17 protein-coding genes, 1 tRNA gene and 1 pseudogene are annotated in these 17,184 nt (G+C 70.4%); 7 read left to right on the forward strand and 12 right to left on the reverse strand.

Going from position 1 to position 17,184, the window contains the following annotated elements:
• Window positions 1-112: 112 nt before the first annotated feature.
• The 6 genes and pseudogenes from HQK15_RS19070 to HQK15_RS07085 form a co-directional block, all read left to right on the forward strand.
• A pseudogene (locus HQK15_RS19070) lies at window positions 113-337 on the forward strand (4Fe-4S binding protein); the annotation flags it as partial.
• A gap of 194 nt (window positions 338-531) precedes the next feature.
• Window positions 532-1,032, forward strand: a complete 501-nt coding sequence (locus HQK15_RS07065; RefSeq protein WP_173490667.1) for an NADH-quinone oxidoreductase subunit J family protein — start codon at window positions 532-534, stop codon at window positions 1,030-1,032.
• The gene (nuoK, locus tag HQK15_RS07070) at window positions 1,032-1,328 is read left to right on the forward strand and encodes an NADH-quinone oxidoreductase subunit NuoK (RefSeq protein ID WP_173490668.1); all 297 of its coding nucleotides are present in this window, start codon (window positions 1,032-1,034) and stop codon (window positions 1,326-1,328) included. The genes HQK15_RS07065 and nuoK overlap by 1 nt, the downstream gene beginning before the upstream one ends.
• On the forward strand, window positions 1,325-3,046 hold the full coding sequence (locus HQK15_RS07075; RefSeq protein WP_173490669.1) for an NADH-quinone oxidoreductase subunit 5 family protein: 1,722 nt from the start codon (window positions 1,325-1,327) through the stop codon (window positions 3,044-3,046). Before nuoK ends, HQK15_RS07075 begins: the two co-directional genes overlap by 4 nt.
• On the forward strand, window positions 3,043-4,470 hold the full coding sequence (locus HQK15_RS07080; RefSeq protein WP_173490670.1) for a complex I subunit 4 family protein: 1,428 nt from the start codon (window positions 3,043-3,045) through the stop codon (window positions 4,468-4,470). Before HQK15_RS07075 ends, HQK15_RS07080 begins: the two co-directional genes overlap by 4 nt.
• Window positions 4,467-5,870: an NADH-quinone oxidoreductase subunit N gene (locus HQK15_RS07085; protein WP_173490671.1), complete on the forward strand. Its 1,404-nt coding sequence runs from the start codon at window positions 4,467-4,469 to the stop codon at window positions 5,868-5,870. Before HQK15_RS07080 ends, HQK15_RS07085 begins: the two co-directional genes overlap by 4 nt.
• Window positions 5,871-5,975: 105 nt before the next feature.
• On the opposite strand, the gene HQK15_RS07090 is transcribed toward HQK15_RS07085, so the two are convergent.
• A complete protein-coding gene (locus tag HQK15_RS07090; RefSeq protein ID WP_173490672.1) occupies window positions 5,976-6,467 on the reverse strand; it encodes a YajQ family cyclic di-GMP-binding protein in 492 nt (163 codons plus the stop codon).
• A gap of 90 nt (window positions 6,468-6,557) precedes the next feature.
• On the opposite strand from HQK15_RS07090, the gene HQK15_RS07095 reads away from it, so the two are divergent.
• A tRNA-Tyr gene (locus tag HQK15_RS07095) sits at window positions 6,558-6,639 on the forward strand.
• Window positions 6,640-6,731: 92 nt separating this feature from the next.
• Here the strand turns inward: HQK15_RS07095 and HQK15_RS07100 are convergent.
• The 11 genes from HQK15_RS07100 to HQK15_RS07150 form a co-directional block, all read right to left on the reverse strand.
• Window positions 6,732-7,100, reverse strand: coding sequence for a hypothetical protein (locus tag HQK15_RS07100; protein WP_173490673.1), 369 nt, complete (start codon window positions 7,098-7,100; stop codon window positions 6,732-6,734).
• 241 nt (window positions 7,101-7,341) lie between these two features.
• Window positions 7,342-8,019, reverse strand: coding sequence for a hypothetical protein (locus tag HQK15_RS07105; RefSeq protein WP_173490674.1), 678 nt, complete (start codon window positions 8,017-8,019; stop codon window positions 7,342-7,344).
• Window positions 8,016-10,337, reverse strand: a complete 2,322-nt coding sequence (locus tag HQK15_RS07110) for a putative bifunctional diguanylate cyclase/phosphodiesterase (RefSeq protein WP_173490675.1) — start codon at window positions 10,335-10,337, stop codon at window positions 8,016-8,018. Before HQK15_RS07110 ends, HQK15_RS07105 begins: the two co-directional genes overlap by 4 nt.
• A 3-nt stretch (window positions 10,338-10,340) precedes the next feature.
• A complete protein-coding gene (locus tag HQK15_RS07115) occupies window positions 10,341-11,663 on the reverse strand; it encodes a pyridoxal phosphate-dependent decarboxylase family protein (protein ID WP_173490676.1) in 1,323 nt (440 codons plus the stop codon).
• Between the two features lie 343 nt (window positions 11,664-12,006).
• Window positions 12,007-12,387 (reverse strand): VOC family protein, encoded by a 381-nt coding sequence (locus HQK15_RS07120; protein ID WP_173490677.1) that lies wholly within the window; start codon window positions 12,385-12,387, stop codon window positions 12,007-12,009.
• A gap of 50 nt (window positions 12,388-12,437) precedes the next feature.
• On the reverse strand, window positions 12,438-13,349 hold the full coding sequence (gene bla, locus HQK15_RS07125; RefSeq protein ID WP_173490678.1) for a class A beta-lactamase: 912 nt from the start codon (window positions 13,347-13,349) through the stop codon (window positions 12,438-12,440).
• Window positions 13,350-13,396: 47 nt separating this feature from the next.
• Entirely contained in the window at window positions 13,397-14,017 is a 621-nt protein-coding gene (locus tag HQK15_RS07130) for a response regulator transcription factor (protein ID WP_173490679.1), read from the reverse strand.
• Window positions 14,014-15,153 carry a sensor histidine kinase gene (locus HQK15_RS07135; protein ID WP_173490680.1) on the reverse strand — a complete coding sequence of 380 codons (1,140 nt, stop codon included), beginning with the start codon at window positions 15,151-15,153 and terminating at the stop codon, window positions 14,014-14,016. The genes HQK15_RS07130 and HQK15_RS07135 overlap by 4 nt, the downstream gene beginning before the upstream one ends.
• On the reverse strand, window positions 15,153-15,968 hold the full coding sequence (locus HQK15_RS07140; protein ID WP_173490681.1) for an ABC transporter permease: 816 nt from the start codon (window positions 15,966-15,968) through the stop codon (window positions 15,153-15,155). Before HQK15_RS07140 ends, HQK15_RS07135 begins: the two co-directional genes overlap by 1 nt.
• Window positions 15,965-16,906, reverse strand: a complete 942-nt coding sequence (locus HQK15_RS07145; RefSeq protein ID WP_173490682.1) for an ABC transporter ATP-binding protein — start codon at window positions 16,904-16,906, stop codon at window positions 15,965-15,967. The genes HQK15_RS07140 and HQK15_RS07145 overlap by 4 nt, the downstream gene beginning before the upstream one ends.
• Window positions 16,903-17,175, reverse strand: coding sequence for a hypothetical protein (locus HQK15_RS07150; RefSeq protein ID WP_173490683.1), 273 nt, complete (start codon window positions 17,173-17,175; stop codon window positions 16,903-16,905). Before HQK15_RS07150 ends, HQK15_RS07145 begins: the two co-directional genes overlap by 4 nt.
• Between the last annotated feature and the right edge of the window lie 9 nt (window positions 17,176-17,184).

A 17,184-nucleotide genomic window follows, 5' to 3' on the forward strand; every position in this document is an offset into this window, starting at 1 on the left:
CAAGGGCCTGCTGCAGGGACTCGCCGTCACGTGGCGCAACCTGACCCACCGCAGCGTCACGGCGCACTATCCCGACGTCGAGCCCGACCTGCCACCGCGCAGCCGCGGCGTCATCGCCCTGCAGGAGGAGAATTGCACGTCCTGCATGCTGTGCGCCCGCGAGTGCCCGTCGTGGTGCATCACGATCGACTCCCACAAGGAGGTCATCCCGGCCGCGACCGAGGGCGGACGTGACCGCAGCCAGAACGTCCTCGACCAGTTCGACATCGACTACTCGATCTGCATGTACTGCTCGATCTGCATCGAGGTGTGCCCCTTCGACGCCCTGCACTGGTCGCCGGAGTTCGCCTATGCCGAGGGCGACCTCAAGGACCTCACGCACGACATGAACCGCCTGCGCACGTGGATGGACACGGTCCCGCCGCCGCAGCCGCTCGACCCCGGTGCGGAGCAGGGCAAGGAGCTCGACTCCTACCGTGCCTCGCAGGCAGCCGAGGCGGCCGAGGCGGCCCAGCCGGCCGAGGAGGAGTCGTGACCCTCACCGAGATCGTGTTCCTCGTCTTCGCGGTCATCGCCGTCGGCTCGGCCCTGCTGTCGATGACGAGCGGCCAGCTCGTCCACGCCGCGCTCTGGCTGGTCGTGACCCTCGGGGCCGTGGCCGGCTGCTTCGTGCTGATGACCGCCGAGTTCGTCGCGTGGGTGCAGGTGCTCGTCTACGTCGGCTCGGTCGTCGTGCTCGTGATCTTCGCCCTGATGCTGACCCGCCAGCCGAGCGGTGCCCGGTCGGCCGAGGTCACGGGCAACCGTTGGGTGGCCGCGGTGCTGGGCGCCGCGGCAGCGATCGGGCTCGGCGCGACCATGGTGGCCGGTTTCGGCGGCGAGCAGATCGAGGGGCGCCGCATCGGCACCGCCGGGTCGATCGGCGACGCCCTCTTCAACGACTGGGTCCTCCCGTTCGAGATCCTCAGCGGCGTGCTGCTCGCCGCGCTGATCGGCGCCATCGTCATCTCGCGATCAGGGTCCGATCGCTGATGCCGCTGCTCTATCCGCTGGTGCTGGCGTCCGCCCTCTTCGGCATCGGGCTCTACGGCGTCCTGGCCCGGCGCAACGCCGTCATGATGCTGCTCGGGGTCGAGCTGATGCTCAACGCCGTCAACCTCAACCTGGTCGCGTTCGACGCGTGGTTCGCCGACGTCGTGCACTCGGGGCAGGTGCTCACGCTGTTCACGATCACCCTCGCGGCCGCCGAGATCGGTCTCGGGCTGGCGATCATCCTGGCGCTGTTCCGTGCGCTGCGGACGGTCGACGTCGACGAGGTGGGCCGATGAGCCGCCGCTGGATCTATGTCGCCCTGACGGCGGCGCTCGCGACAGCCGCGTCGATCTGGGCGGTCCCGCGCCTGGACGAGCCGGGATGGTTCGCGTACGTCGGTCAGGGCGGCGCGGGGGACGGCCCGCCGCTGCCGTCCCTGTCGCCCGACCTGTTCCTCTATCCGGTCAGCGCCCAGGTCGTGCTGCTCGCGGTCGGCGTCGGCCTGCTGGTGCAGATCTACTCGACCGCCTATCTGGGTCACCACCCGCGCTACCGGTCCTACGCCCTGATCATCATTCTGTTCCTCGTCGGCATGATCGCCGTCGTCGGCACGACCAACCTCTGGGTGCTGCTCGTGGGCTGGGAGGTCATGGGGCTGTGCTCCTACCTGCTGATCGGCCACGAGTGGCAGACGGCTGAGGCGCGCGCCGGCGCCGCGAAGGCGTTCCTCGTCACCCGCGTCGCCGACCTGGGCCTCCTGCTCGCGATCCTGGTGATCGGCGAGACCTACGGGACGTACGACATCGTGGGCGCGCAGATCGCCTCGTCGCAGGACGGTGTGGCGAGCTCGACGGCGATCGGTCTGCTCGTCCTCGTGGCTGTCGTCGGCAAGTCGGCGCAGTTCCCGCTGCAGACCTGGCTGCCCGACGCGATGCCCGGTCCGACGCCCATCACGGCGCTGATCCACGCCGCGACGATGGTCGCTGCCGGGGTCTATCTGGCCGCCCGCCTCTTCCCGTTCTACGCCGACTCGACCGTCGTGCTCACCGCCATGGCGGTCGTCGCCGGCATCACGATGCTGATGGGCGCGCTGTTCGCGCTGGTGCAGACCGACCTCAAGCGAGCACTGGCCTGGTCGACCGTCAGCCAGCTGGCGTTCATGTTCGCCGCGATCGCAGCCGGCGACCCCGAGGCGGGCACCGACCACCTGATCTCGCACGGCGTGTTCAAGGCCCTGCTGTTCCTGGGCTGCGGCTGCCTCATGCATGCCGTCGGCTCGAGCGCTCTCGCGGCGATGGGCGGTCTTCGCCGGTCGATGCCGGCGACGTTCTGGACCATGTCGATCGGGTTCGCGGCGCTCGCCGGCGTCATCCCCACGGTGGGCTTCTTCACCAAGGACTCCGTGCTCCATGCCATCGAGCAGTCCGCCGGCGAGGACGGTGGTCTCGCGACCGGCACGACGTACGTCCTGCTGGGCGTGGCCCTCGTGACGTCGTTCGTCACGGCGGCCTATGCGACCCGGCTGTGGCTGCGGGCGTTCTTCGGCCCGGTGCCGGACGGACGCCAGGAGCACCACGGGCACGAGGCGCCGCGCGCCATGATCGGCCCGCTGGTCGTGCTGGCCGTGGCGACGTTCGCCCTGTCGATCGGGCAGCCGTTCCACCTCGGCATCGGGGTCGTCGGCACCGTGATCGCCGCGGGCGGCATCGCCGTCGTGGTGTGGTCGTGGCGGGGCGGCTCGACCTTGGAGTGGACGACGCGGCCCCTCACGGCCGAGCTCGGCCTCGATCGTCCCTTCACCTCGTGGGCGCCGGCGTTCGCGCGAGGGGTGTCGCGCACCGTGGTCGACCTCGATCGTGACGGGGTCGACGTCTATCCGCGCGCCGGCGCAGGGGTCGCCGGACTCACGTCGCGCGCGCTCGAGCTCGTGCAGACACGCAACGTGCAGCGCTATGCGACCGTCATCGCGGTCGGCGTCCTCGTGCTCGTCGTGGCGGCGGTGATCTGGACGTGATCGTCACCGCTCTCGCCGTCCCCTTCGTCATCGGCCTGCTCCTGATGGTCGGACGGGCCAGGGTCTCCGGACCCGTCGCCGCAGCGATCGGTGCTGCCGCGATGACGGTGTCGCTGCTGCTCTACGCCCTCGTCTGGGAGGGCCGCGACGTCGTCTCGGGCGAGGTCGACACCTCGTGGATCGAGCCCCTCGGCGCTCGCCTGCACCTCGGCGTCACCGCCGTGTCGTGGCCGTTCCTGCTCATGACGGCCTTCATCGGCGTGCTGTGCTGCCTGTGGCTCGTCGCCCGCGACACCGCGCCGGCGCTGGTCGGGCTCGTGCTCGTCATCAGCGCGTCGTCGCTCGGCGTCTTCAGCTCGCTCGACCTGCTGCTGTTCTTCGTCTTCTTCGAGCTCGCGCTGATCCCGATGTGGTTCGTCATCGCCTGGTTCGGCACGGGAGACGGCACCCGCCGCGCGGCGACGCGGTTCCTGCTGTTCACGGTCGCCGGGTCGGCGCTGGTGCTGGTCGGCATCGTCGTCATCGGGCTCGACGGCGGGCTGCAGGTCGACGAGACGGTGACCGGGTCGCTCGCGGCCGCCGTGCTGGTCTGCCTCGGTTTCGCGGTCAAGACGCCGATCGTCCCGCTCCACACCTGGCTGCCCGACGCCCACAGCACGGCGCCGACGGTCGGCTCGGTGCTGCTGGCTGCGGTGTTCCTCAAGCTCGGCACCTACGGACTGATCCTGTTCGCCCCGCTCATGGACCGCTTCGCAGACGTCGCGCCCTACCTCGCGATCGCCGGGGTCGTCGGCATCGTCTGGTCGGGCTTTGCCTGCTACGGCCAGGACGACCTCAAGCGGCTCGTCGCCTACTCCAGCATCGGGCACATGGGATTCGTCGTCCTGGCCATCTCGACCCGCTCGGACGTCGGCCTCGCCGCCGCGGTCTTCGGCTCCGTCGCGCACGGCCTGATCACGGGGCTGCTGTTCTTCACCGCCGGGTCGCTCAAGGACCGTTTCGGCACCGCGTCGATGGCCGCCATCGGTCGCGGGCTGTACGGCCGCACCCCGTGGCTGGCGGTGACGTTCGTGCTCGCCGCTGTCGCGAGCCTGGGCCTGCCGGGGCTCGCAGGGTTCTGGGGAGAGCTTCTGTCGCTTCGCGCGGCGTACGAGATCGGTGACGTGCTGACCAAGCCCGTCGCCTGGACTGCCCTGGCGCTCGCCCTGGTCGGTGTGGCGCTGACGACGGCCTACTTCGTGCGTGCGATCCGGCTCGTCGCACAGGGCGAGCCGGTCGAGCAGGACGCCGACCGCGACCTCGACCGGCGTGAGGCCGTCGTGCTCGGGGCACTCGTGGTTGCCGTGCTGGTGCTGGGCCTGTGGCCGGCGCCGATCCTCGACCTCTTCGAGCCGTTCACCGTCGTCGCCGGAGTCGCCCGATGAACATCCCCATCGACTGGAGCCTCGTCGCCCCCGCCGTGATCGTCATGGTCGGCGCGCTCGTCGCGCTGCTCGTCGACGCGTTCTACCCGCGGCGGACCTGGCTCGGATCGGGTCTTCCGTCGACCGGCGCGCTGGTCGTGGCCGGCGTCCTGGCGCACGTCCACCGCGACGACATCGGCCGCCTCTCGTTCGCTCTCGTGGCGATCATCCTCGTCGGCAGCCTGTTCGTCGTCGTCGCGTCCAACATCATGAACTTCGAGACCGCGATGCCGCCGGGGGAGTTCCACTTCCTGCTGATGAGCGCTGCCGCCGGCGCCGTGCTCATGGTCGTCGCGCGCGACCTGGTGACCCTCGTGATCTCGCTCGAGCTGCTCTCGCTGCCGTCGATCGCGCTCGTGGGGCTGCGGCAGGGCGACAAGGTGGCCATCCGCTCGGCGTGGACGTTCTTCCTCGCCTCCGTCGTGTCGACGGCGATCACGTTGATGGGCATCTCGCTCCTCTACGGCGTCACCGGCTCGCTCGACTACGTCGAGATCCGCGAGGCGCTGGCCAGTCCCGAGGTACCGCAGAGCGTCGTCGCGGTGGCCGTCGTCCTGACCCTGGTCGGGCTGCTGTTCAAGCTGGGTGCGGTGCCGTTCCACGTGTGGATCCCCGACACGTACGTCGGCACGTCCGTCATGGTCGCCGGCTTCCTGTCGGCGGTCTCCAAGGCGGCAGCGCTGGGCGCGCTGCTGATCCTCGTCAACGTGGCGTTCCCCTACGCGTACGGCACCTGGCAGCCGCTCCTCGCGGTCGTCGCGGCCGTGACCATGACGATCGGCAACATCGGCGCCCTGCGCCAGAGCGACGCGATCGGGCTGCTGGCGTGGTCGTCGATCGCCCAGGCGGGGTTCCTGATCGCACCGTCGGTCGCGCTGCTGACGACGGAGGGGCTGACCGCGCCGGTGCAGTACCTCGCGGTCTACGCCCTGGCCAACCTGGTCGCGTTCGCCGCGCTCTCGGTCGTCCTCCGTCTGCGCGGCAGCACCCGGATCGACGAGCTCAAGGGCATGGTCCGCACCGACCCGTGGATGGGTATCCCGCTGGTCTTCGCAGCCCTGACTCTCGCCGGCTTCCCGCCGGCGGTGATCGGTCTGGTGACCAAGTACGTCGTGATCCGGCCGGTCGTCGACTCCGACCACGTGTGGCTCGCGGTCGTCATGGGCGTCAACGTGATGCTGGGGCTGGCCTACTACCTGCGGCTCGTCGTCACGCTCTGCGACCAGCCCGACGGTGAGCCCTACGTCAGCCCGTCACCGCCGGTGTCGGTGCGCATCGCCAAGACGACCGTCCTGCTGGGGACTGCCGGCCTGATCGCGCTGAGCGCGTGGCCCGACCTGCTGCTGCGGCACCTGCCCTGACCCTCGCCGTGGGGCAGCCAGCCGCGCGGCGAGCTCCACGATGTCGGCACTGATGGGTGACCCAGGACCGTGAGACCGCACAAAAGTGCCGAGATCGTGGACGGCTCAGCGGTAGTTGGTGAACTGCACCGCGAAGTCGAGGTCGGCACCCTTGAGAAGCGCGATGACCTCCTGCAGGTCGTCGCGCTTCTTGCTCGTGACGCGCAGCTCGTCGCCCTGGATCTGGACCTTGACGCCCTTGGGACCCTCGTCGCGGATCAGCTTGGAGACCTTCTTGGCCTGCTCCTGGCTGATGCCCTCGCCGAAGCTGCAGTTGATCTTGGTGTCCTTGCCCGACTGGCGGGGCTCGCCGTCCTCGAGGGCCTTGAGCGAGATGCCGCGCTTGATGAGCTTGTCCTTGAAGACGTCGAGCACCGCGAGGGCCCGCTCGTCGGCGTTGGCGGTGATCTCGATGCCCCACTCGCCGCTCCACTTGATCTCGGCGCCGGTGTTCTTGAAGTCGTACCGGGTCTGGATCTCCTTGACCGCCTGGTTGAGCGCGTTGTCGGCCTCCTGACGATCGATCTTGCTGACGATGTCGAAGGATGAGTCGGCCATGGGGGTGCTCCTGGTGCGTTGCGGGGGACTGATTTCTCTCAGACTAATCGGCTGCGATAGTCTTGCTTGTCGTTGCCCCGGCAACACCCCGGCAGGTTGCCCGAGTGGCCAAAGGGATCTGACTGTAAATCAGACGGCTCAGCCTACGCAGGTTCGAACCCTGCACCTGCCACGGGAATCGTGAAGGGCCTCTGACCCACCCAGACGTGGGTCAGAGGCCCTTCTGCGGTCGCGGTCGCCCGGCGACCGTCTCCGTGAGCGGTGCTACGAGCAGCGCGGGGGCAGGACGCTTCCGGTCGTGTAGACGGCGTCGTAGCGGGCCCAGCCGGCGGCACCCGTGCTCGTGTTGCGGGCGTAGACCCACTCGAGGCCGTTGTCGTTCACGCGGCTGCAGTGCACGTCGATCCCCTGGCCCTGGTAGCCCCGCCCGACGACCGTGCAGTCGGTGTAGCCGGCGGTGCGGATCGCGGTGCCGTCGCCCCAGCTGAAGGTGCCGGTGCTGATCTTGTCGGGGTGGACGTCCCACTTCGCCTGGGTGCAGTGGGTCGCGGCCGTCGCCGAGCCTGCCGTCATCGGCGAGATGGCGGTCAACGCTCCGGCGGCCATCGCAGCCGCGCCGACCAGTCGTGTCATTCGCTTCATTGTTTCCCCCTTGATGATCGGGACATCCCACCCGTGAGAGGCCCCTGAGCCCTCGCGCCGCTGGTCGGTGTGAGGTGACTCACGGACGACCGTAGAGGCCGACCCGGGGTCCGTCGACACGCGAGTTCGAGCGGAGAAGCATCAAGCCCGGAAGCACAGGACGGTGCTGCCGAGTGTTCATTCGTGTGTCCGGGACGGTTCACCTGCCGCGATCGGGACGGACGGTGCAGGGTCAGCTCCTGCGGTGCCAGGTCCAGTCGGTCGGCAGGGCGATCCCGTCGAGCCCGATGCCCTGGTAGATCAGTCGGTAGGCGTCGGGGTTGTCGATGCGCTGGCGCTCGAACATGCGGTGCAGGTTGGCCCACAGGGGAGTGCTGCTGGGCGATCCCAGGTACTCGCCGGTCTTGGTGCCGGGCAGCGCCTGGGTCTGCATCTGCAGACCGGTCAGCAGCTGGCGGGCGTGGGAGTCCATGATCATCACGATGTAGTCGATGTCGTTGGCGACCGCCGCGGTGACGATGCCGTGATACAGCGCCCCGGCGCACAGGCCCCCGCGTCCTGCTCCCTTGCGGACGGCGATCGTCGCGACGTCCCACGTGCGCTCCGGGTCGACGCCGGCCGACCGTGCCGAGCGCAGGCCGTCGACGCGCCACGGCGGACGGCTGACGTCGTTGAGGGTCTTGAGGCCGGCCGGACCCGGGGCGATGAACCGCGCCGTCGCGATCGCGCTGCCGTCGTCCTCGAGCACGGTCATGAACCCGGTCGACTCCTCGTAGGGGCCGTACTCGACGTCGAACTCCTCGGGGGTGTTGCCATAGGTCTCCCAGAAGACCTGTGCCTCGCACCGCTGGGCGGCCGCCAGCTCGTCGCCGACGGGATCGAACACGAACCTCAGGGGTGCGGCGGTCATCGGGTCTCCTCCCGGTCGAGGTCGGGGTCATGGCTATCGACCGCCGTGGACGGGTCCGAGGAGTGCTGGGTGGCGGTCCAGTCGCGCACCCACTCGTTGATCCGCGACGACGGCATCGGCCGCGCGAGGTGATAGCCCTGCACGGTGTCGATCCCCATCGCGACCAGCGCGGCGAGGTCGGCGGCGTTCTCGACGCCCTCCGCCACGATGCGCATGTCGAGGGCGTGCGCGAGCTGGATCGTGGAGGCGACGATCATGCGGCTGCGGTCGTCGGTGGCGACGTTGGCGATCAGGGCGCGATCGATCTTGAGCTCCTGGACCGGCAGGTTGCGCAGGTAGGTGAGGGACGAGAACCCGGTGCCGTAGTCGTCGATCGAGACCTGGACGCCGTGGCTTCGCAGCTCGAGCAGGATGTCGCGGGTGGCCTGCGGGTCGGAGAGGAACGAGTCCTCGGTGACCTCGAGGACCAGGCAGTCGGCCGGGATCTCGAGCTCGGCCAGTGACGTGTAGAGCTGGGGCAGGAAGCTCGGCCCGAGCAGCTCGGGCGGCGCGCAGTTGACCGCCACGCGGACGTCGAGACCGACCTCCAGACGGGCCCGGAGGTCAAGGACGGCCTGGCGCGCCACGACGTCCGAGAGTCGGCCCATCAGGCCGGCGCGACGGGCTGCGGGCAGGAACGACACCGGGCTGATGAGGCCCTGGGTGGGGTGGCGCCACCGCACGAGGGCCTCGAGGCCGGACACCTGCATCGTCGCGGCGTCGAGCTGCGGCTGGTACCAGACCTCGATCTGGCCGTCGGCGATTCCCTTGCGCAGCTCCTCGGCGAGCTGCAGGCGCGACCGGGAGAACTCGTCGAGCTCGGCGTCGTAGAGCGCCACCCCCAGGCCGGAGTTCTTGGCCTGGTACATCGCGACGTCCGCGCGGCGCAGCACCTCGCTGCCGTCCTGGTCGCCGGCCTGTGCGACGGTCACGCCGATCGATCCCGACGGGGAGATCTCGATCTCGTCGACGACGATCGGCTGGGCGAGCTCGGCGAGGACCTCGTGCGCCGTCTCCATCAGCACGATCTCGTCGGTCGTGCTGAGGATGATCGCAAACTCGTCGCCACCGAGGCGGGCGACCCGCACGTGCTGGTCGACAGCCTCGCGCATGCGCAGGGCCACCAGCATGAGCACCTCGTCACCGGCCCGGTGGCCCAGGGAGTCGTTGATCTCCTTGAACCCGTCGAGGTCGAGCAGCATCAGTGCCATCGGCTCGCGGTCGGTCAGACCCTGCGACAGCCAGGTGCGGACGGCGCGGCGGTTGGGCAGCTTGGTCAGGTCGTCGGTCTGCGACAGGGCGAACGCCTCGTTGGCCCGGTTGGCGTCGCGGAGCGCCAGCGCGAGGCGGCCGGCGACGGCGACCATCGTGAGGAGCGCCGGCGGCAGCGTGTAGTAGGCGAGCGTGTCGTCGGGTCGGATGGTCAGCACCGCCATCGCGGCGACTCCGGCGCTGACGAGCACCGTGGGGCCGGCGACCTTGGGGACGCCCCGGATGACCGACTGGCGAGGCCGGCAGGCGGCCGCCACGAGCAGGGCGAACCCGCTTCCCCACAGGGCGTTGCTGAGGTTGCCGAAGTCGTAGGTGCGGGCCGAGACCTGCAGGGCGAAGCCGGAGTCCGCACCGGCCAGCATCAGGAACGCGACCCCGATCATCAGCGACTTGCGGCGGTCGCTGCGCGTGAGCAGGAGCGACTGGCCGAGCACGACGAGGGCCAGGATCACGTCAGCCAACGGGTAGATCAGGGCCAGCAGCAACGAGAGGCCGTCCTGCCCCGACGCGAGCTGGATCGGCGTCACCAGCAGCAGCGACGCCAGGCACATCGTGCCGCCGCAGATGACGGCGATGTCGAGCCAGCCGCGTGCGGGGCGAGTGGCGCGGCGGTCGACGTCGCGCAGCAGGTAGCCGGCCATGCCGAGATAGGAGATCAGGAACAGCCACTCGCCCGGAGCAGGGAAGTGCGCCTGCTCGCCCACACGAGCGGCGTTGACGGAGATCGATCCCAGCGACCAGGCCGTCACCGCGGCGAGCAGGAGCAGCAGCGTCGTGCGGCGGCCCGGCGACAGCACCACGGCGAGCGCCATGCGGAGCACCAGCAGGGGGAAGAAGACCGAGAGCGAGGTCAGCAGGATCGCCGGGCTCCGGTGGTGGGCGACCGACTGCGAGACCTGGTTGGCGAGCAGCCCGACGATCAGCACCGCCCACGACAGGCGCGCGACGACCAGGTGTGCTCTTGAGACCCACGCGGTGGTCGCGGCGGAGATCCTCACGGCGGTCATGATCTATGCCTCCAGGCTCGCCAGGACGAGGTCGACGTCGTGGGTCGACGTCAGGGGGTTGACGAAGCAGAGCCGGAGCGCCGGCTCACCGGCGAAGGACGTCGGCGCGACCAGGGCGAGACCGTCCGCCCGGGCGCGAGACGACCACTGCGCGTACTGCTCACGGATCCACCCCTTGCGGCGGAAGAGCACGACCGACAGGTGGGGATCGGTCGCGAGCTCGAGGTGGGAGCTGGCCTCGATCTGCTTCGCCGCATGGTCGGCGGTGGCCAGGCAGACCTCGATCGCGTCGACGTAGGCATCGGTGCCGTTGGCGACGAGCGACGCCCAGACGGGCAGGCCGCGAGCCCGGCGGGTCAGGTGGACGGCGTAGTCGGCCGGGTTGTCGTCATCGGCGCCGTTGACGACGTCGAGGTAGTCCGCGCGCTGTTGATGGGCCTCGCGGGCGAGCCTCGGGTCGCGATAGAGCACCGCAGCGCAGTCGAACGGGGTGAACAGCCACTTGTGCGGGTCGATCGTGATCGAGTCGGCGGCCTGGATGCCGGCGAACGAGGCGCGGCGGGCCGGAGCCAGCAGCGCAGCCCCGCCGTAGGCGGCGTCGACGTGGAGCCAGGTGCCGCGATCGGCACAGCACTCGGCGATCTCGTCGAGGGCGTCGATGGCTCCGGTGTTGGTCGCGCCGGCCGTCGCGACGACCGCGACGACCGTGGCCGGGTCGAGGGATCCGAGCGCCAGTGCCAGGTCGTCGGACCCTAGCGGCCGGTCGGGCGACCCGGCGAGGACGACCTCGCAGCCCATGATGGCGGCAGCGGCCCGCACCGAGGAGTGGGCTGATGCGCCGGCGACGATGACGCTCGGGACGCCGCCGCCGGGAGTCGTCCGCCCGTGCCGTGCAGTCACCAAGGCACTGAGGTTGGCCAACGAGCCGCCGCTCACGAAGACGCCGTGGGCCTCGACCGGGTAGCCGACGACGTCGCACATCCAGCGGATCGCGGCGCGCTCGGCGGCCACGACGTCGCCGGCCTCGAGCTCGCTGCCCCCGTAGATCGACGCTGCCGACAGGGCGGCGTCCGCAATGACGGCGGCGGGAGTCGGTGAGCCCCCGACGAAGGCGAGGTAGCGCGGGTGGTCAGTCGGGAAGGCCGTCGGCATCAGCACGTCGCGCAGAACGGTCCACGTCGCCCCGATCCCGATGCCGGCCGCGGTGACCTCGGGCAGTCGGGTCAGGCGGGCAGGGCGGACGGGCGCGACGGTCGACCGACGGTCGGCGATCCAGCCGGCGAGGTCGGTCAGGACCTCCCGGTCCTGCAACGCAAAGTCGTGCACGTGAACCCATCGATCCCGAAGTTGAACAGCGAACAGGGCGTCGAGGCCCCTCGGACGTGACCGTCCGGCGGTTGTTCTGTCTCCCTCAGAATCCCCCCACCGTCAGGTTAACCTCGCGCTCGTCCAGGTGCGCGCACAGCGGCGTGACGCTGGTCACTCGGCGGCGATGGCGGCCCGTCGGGACGCGGTCTGGCCCGCTCGTCAGGCCCGCTCGTCAGGCCCGCTCGTCAGGCCCGCTCGACCTTGGTCCAGCCACGCCCGCCCGGCTCGGTGAGCAGCTCCCTCAGCCGCGGGACCATCGAGTGGGTCTCGCGGCACTGTCACGGGCACCGCAAGGGGTGCGTCAGAGCGGCGCGAGACGGGTCCTGAGCAGGCAGAACTCGTTGCCCTCCGGATCGGCCAGGACGTGCCACGCGTCGTCGCCCGTCTGACCGATGTCAGCAGGGCGGGCGCCGAGCGTCAGCAGCCGCTCGAGCTCGTCGGCCTGGTCGCGGTCGGTGGCGTTGACGTCGATGTGCAGCCGCGACTTGCCGGGCTCCGGCTCCTCGCGGGCGCTCAGGATGATCGTCGGCTGCGGTCCGCCGAAGCCCTCGCGTGGCCCGATCTCCAGCGTGCCGTCGTGCTCGCGGTCGAGCACGACGTAGTCGAGGACCTCGCACCAGAAGCGCGCGAGCACCTCCGGATCGCTGCACCCCAGGACGAGCTCACTGATGCGACAAGCCATGGACGGGGACCTTCTCTCGATCGGAAGCGGACGCTCCCGCGACCGTACCGTCAGCCCAGCGCGCCGATGGCGATGCGCGTGGCCTCGGCGATCATCGCGTCGTCGGAGGTGTCGTCCTGCCCGTCCCGGCTCGACATCACCGCGATCAGCACCGGAGAGCGGCGGGGAGGGAACAGCACGGCGACGTCGTTGCGCACCCCGTAGTCGGCACTCCCCGTCTTGTCGGCCACCACCCAGCCGTCGGGCACGCCGGCCCGGATGAGGGCGTCCCCGGTCGTGTTGTTGACCATCATGGTGCGCAGCAGGGCTCGGTCGCGGCGGGGCAGTGCGGTGCCGGTGACGTACGTGCCGACCGTGCGTGCGAGGGCCTGCGGTGTCGTGGTGTCGCGGACGTCGCCCGGGATCGCGGTGTTGAGGTCGGGCTCGAGACGCTCCGGGTCGGTGACGCGATCGCCGACCCGGTCGAGCGCGCGGTCGAGGCCGTCCGGACCGCCGATCTCGGCATAGAGCAGGTTGGCGGCGGTGTTGTCGCTGAAGCGCAGGGCGGCGTCCATGATCGCGCGCAGGGTCATCCCGTCGTCGACGTGCTGCTCGGTCACGGGGGAGTAGGGCACGAGGTCCTGTGCGGTGAACCGGATCACGCGCGACAGGTCGCGCTGCGAGACGCGATCGAGGACGGCTCCCGACAACGGAGCCTTGATGGTCGAGGCGAAGGCGAACCGCTCGTCGCTGCGCCACGTCACGGAGCGTCCTGTGCTGGTGTCGAGCACGAAGAGCCCGAGCCGTGCGTCGTACGTCTTCTCGAGTGCGGTGAGGTCGTCGGCGACCGGGGTCGGGATCGGGGCCGTGCTCACGTCGATGGCGTCGGGTGAGGCGGCGTCGGCCTGGTCGGGTGCACAGGCGGTCGCGAGCAGGGCTGCGGCGGCGGCCAGCGCCGCGACGGCGGTCCGGGTGTTGTTCACGGTGTTCTCTCCGTTGCTGTGTGAGGCGTCCAGGGGGGTCGGGCGGTCTAGATCCAGCCGTGCTCGCGGGCCTTGAGCGCGGCCTCGTAGCGGTTGGAGACACCGAGCTTGGCCATGGCGGACGACAGGTAGTTGCGGGTCGTGCCCATCGACAGGTGGGCGCGCTGGGCGATCTCCTCGACGGACGAGCCATCGGCGGCGAGCTCCAGGACGTCGGCCTCGCGCGCCGAGAGCAGGGAGTCGCCCGCACTGATCGCGTCGGCGGCCAGCTCCGGGTCGACGTAGCGGCCGCCGGAGTGGACCGTGCGGATGACCGCGGCCAACGTCGCCGCCGGGGTCGTCTTGGGCAGGAAGCCCCGGACGCCGGCGGTCAGTGCGCGCTTGAGATAGCCCGGACGTCCGTGGCTGGTGACGATCATGGTGCCCGCGCCCGGCGTCAGCAGGAGGATCTGCTCCGCGGTGTCGACGCCGTCGATGCCCGCCATCTGCAGGTCGATGACGGCCACGGCCACGGGCTCGCCGGCGTCGACTCGACGGCGCCACAGGGCGAGCAGCTCCTCGCCGGACTCGACGTGGGCGACCACGTCGATGTCGTCCTCGAGGTCGAGCATCGTGGCGAGCGCGGATCGGATCAGTGTCTCGTCATCTGCGAGCAGTACCGGAATCATGCAGTCTCCCAATGGATCTCGAGGATGAACTCGCCGTCTCGTACGACGGTGTCGAGCGTCGCGCCGCCGGTTGCGAGGCGCTCGGCGAGGCCCAGCAGACCGGATCGTTCCTTCGGGGCGTCGGATGCGCCGTCGTTGCGCAGTGACATCCCGGACCGCCCGAAGGCGAGGGTCGCCGACCGCGCCGCCGAGTGCTTGACGATGTTGGTGGTCCCCTCGCGCACGACCCATGCCGCGAGCTCGTGGACCTCGGAGGGCACCGCAGCCGGATCGCCCTCGACGACCAGCGCGCACCCGGCGGACGACAGCAGGGCGCGGGCACCGGCGACCTCGCCCTCGAGGTCGATGTCGCGATAGCCGCGGACGAGCTGGCGCATCTCGGCCATCGACTCGACCGCGAGCGCCCTGACCTCGTCCATCTCCGCCGTGGCGCGGTCGGCGACGCCTGCGCGTGACAGCGCCGCGGCCAGCTCGCTCTTGACGGCGATCGCCGAGAAGCTGCGACCGACGACGTCGTGCAGGTCGCGAGTAAAACGCAGAAGTTCCTCGGCGAGCTGCAGCTCCGCGCCGAGGTCCTTGGCGTGCTCGAGGTCGTCGACGATCCGCAGGCCCCACAGGGTCAGGAGCGACGTCGTGACGACGAACAGTCCCAGGGCGAGCGTCGTCGACATGACCCGGAGCTCGGTCCCGGCCGGGGCGCCGAGGGCGAAGCCGGTCGCGACGCTGAGCGCGACCACCAGCCACCAGCGGTGACGGCTGAACGAGATCAGGCAGAGGGCGCCGAACATCGCCGCGCAGACACCGGCCACGCGAGCCTGCTCGATGGCGGCCTCGCTGCCGGCGGTGTTCGCGACGACTGCGGAGGCGCCCCACACCGCGGTGAGGACAGCCGCGGATGCGGGTATGGCCCACCGCCGGAACGTCGCACCGGGCCAGGTGGCCAGCTCGGTGCGTGCCTCCAGGGCGGCGATCGTGGCGATGCCGGCCAGGACGATCGCCACCACCGGCCGCGGGCCGCCGCTGCTGATCGACAGGGCGATCACGGCAGCGACGACCGCTCCTTGGAGGGTGAGCCGGGTGTAGAGGCGGAACTTGGCCGGGCCGGGCATGTCCCGCCACCAGGTGGACCAGCGCATCAGCCGCGGTCGTCCCAGCGGAAGTTCCTGCGGGTGAGCTCGAGCGCGAGGACGGTCCACACGACCAGTATCGCCACGGGCTCAGCGATCTCTGCAAACGTGCCGGAGAAGTCCAGCGCCGTGGCCGAGTCGGGGGCGGTGGCCAGACGGCCCGAGGTCCCGATCGACATGAGGTCGGACAAGGCGGCGAACGGCGTCCAGTCGGCGAGCTGGGCCAGCCGGTCCGGGAAGGTGCTGCGGAGCGTGGAGAGCCCCATGAAGGCGAGGGCCATGATCGGCAGGGACGTGATCTGGGCGGCCTCGGCATTCTTGGTCAGCGCGCTCGTCGCCAGGCCGAGCAGCGAGAAGATGGCGATTCCGGCGAGGACGGCGATCGCCATGAGCACGGGATTGACCGGAGCCGGGGCGCCGGCCGCGTAGACGACGGCAGTGACGAGGGCCGTGCCGACCAACGTGATCACCGCGCCCGGCACCATCGGTGCGACCTGGATCTGCCAGTCGGTGGCCTCGCCCGTCCTCAGCCGCTTGAGCACGCCCTCGGAGCGACGGGTCGTGACCATCGACAGCACCGAGTAGAACTGCACGAAGAGCAGGGCCAGGAGGACGAACATCTCGAACGTGGTCGTGGCCAGGGACGCCGAGACGCCCTCCTGGTTCCTGACGACGAAGAACGTCGCCAGCGGGATCGCCACGGGGAAGCCGATGCCCATGACGAGCAGGGTGGTGTTGCGGCGGAACTGCAGATACTCGGCCTTGGCGAGCGCGACCAGCGGACGCCTGCGTCGGGCCGGTGCGGATGCGGTCGTGGTGGTCATGAGGGTGCTCCGATCAGTCCGGGGGTGGGGGCCGACGTGGTGGTGGGGTTGTCGGCGATGGTGAGGAAGACCGACTCGAGCGAGGCGGCCCTGGCGTCGAGCCCGACGAGCTCGATGCCGTGGGCGCGAGCCCAGCCGAGCAGCTCGTACAGGTGACCTTGCAGGTCGCGAGTGCTCACGGTGACGCGTGACCTGGCCTCGACGTGGGCACCGTCCAGCGGTGGCAGTGCGAGGCCCGGGTGCTCGAAGGCGATCGTCGCCGGGTGGGCGTCGACGATGTCGCGGAGCGTCCCGCTGTTGGCCACCTCGCCCTGGTGCATGATCGCGATGTGGTCGGCGAGCGCCTCGGCCTCGTCGAGGTAGTGGGTCGTCAGGACCATCGTCACGCCTGACGCCTTGAGGTCGGCGAGCAGCTGCCACGTGGCGCGTCGGCTCTCGGGGTCGAGCCCGGTCGTGGGCTCGTCGAGGAACAGCACCCGTGGCTGCCCGAGAAGGGCGGCTGCCAGGTCGACGCGGCGCTTCTCGCCACCTGACATCGCGCCGACCCGGACGTGGGCCCGGTCGATGAGGTCGACCTGCTCGAGGACGGCCTCGACCGTCGTGGGGTTGCTGCAGGTGCCGCGCCACATCTCGAGCGTCTCGGTGACGGTGAGCTCGGCCGGCAGGCCGCCGGACTGGAGCATGATGCCGATCTGCGGGCGGACGGTCGCGCGCTCGGTGTGGGGGTCCAGACCGAACACCTCGACCCTGCCGCTGGTGGGGGCGGACAGCCCTTCGAGCAGGTCGAGCGTCGAGGTCTTGCCGGCCCCGTTGGTGCCGAGGAGGCCGAAGACCTCGCCTTCCTGGACATCGAGGTCGATGCCCTTGACCGCCTCGAAGGCAGAAGCCCCGTGGCCGTAGACGCGGCGCAGATCGCGCGTCGAGATGACGGTGCTCATCGGGCACCCCACTTCCGGATGCCGGCGGCCCAACGGATCGCGACGTAGACGACGGCGGCAGCGGCGACGCCGACCGCGACGGCGGGCTCGGGCCGGATCACCGCAAGGCCGGCGCCGACCACCGCGAGGTTCACGATCGCCGAGAAGGCCTCGCGCGAGCGGTTGGGGGCGGGACCGAGGCGCGACACGTCCTTGACCAGCTCGTCGAGGCCGGCGTCACGGAAGCCTGGTTCGGTGGGGACAGGATGGTTGGTCTGTGTGCTGTTCATGTCTTCCAG

Origin of the sequence: Aeromicrobium stalagmiti (assembly GCF_013283745.1) — a bacterium.
GTDB classification, from domain to species: domain Bacteria; phylum Actinomycetota; class Actinomycetes; order Propionibacteriales; family Nocardioidaceae; genus Aeromicrobium; species Aeromicrobium stalagmiti.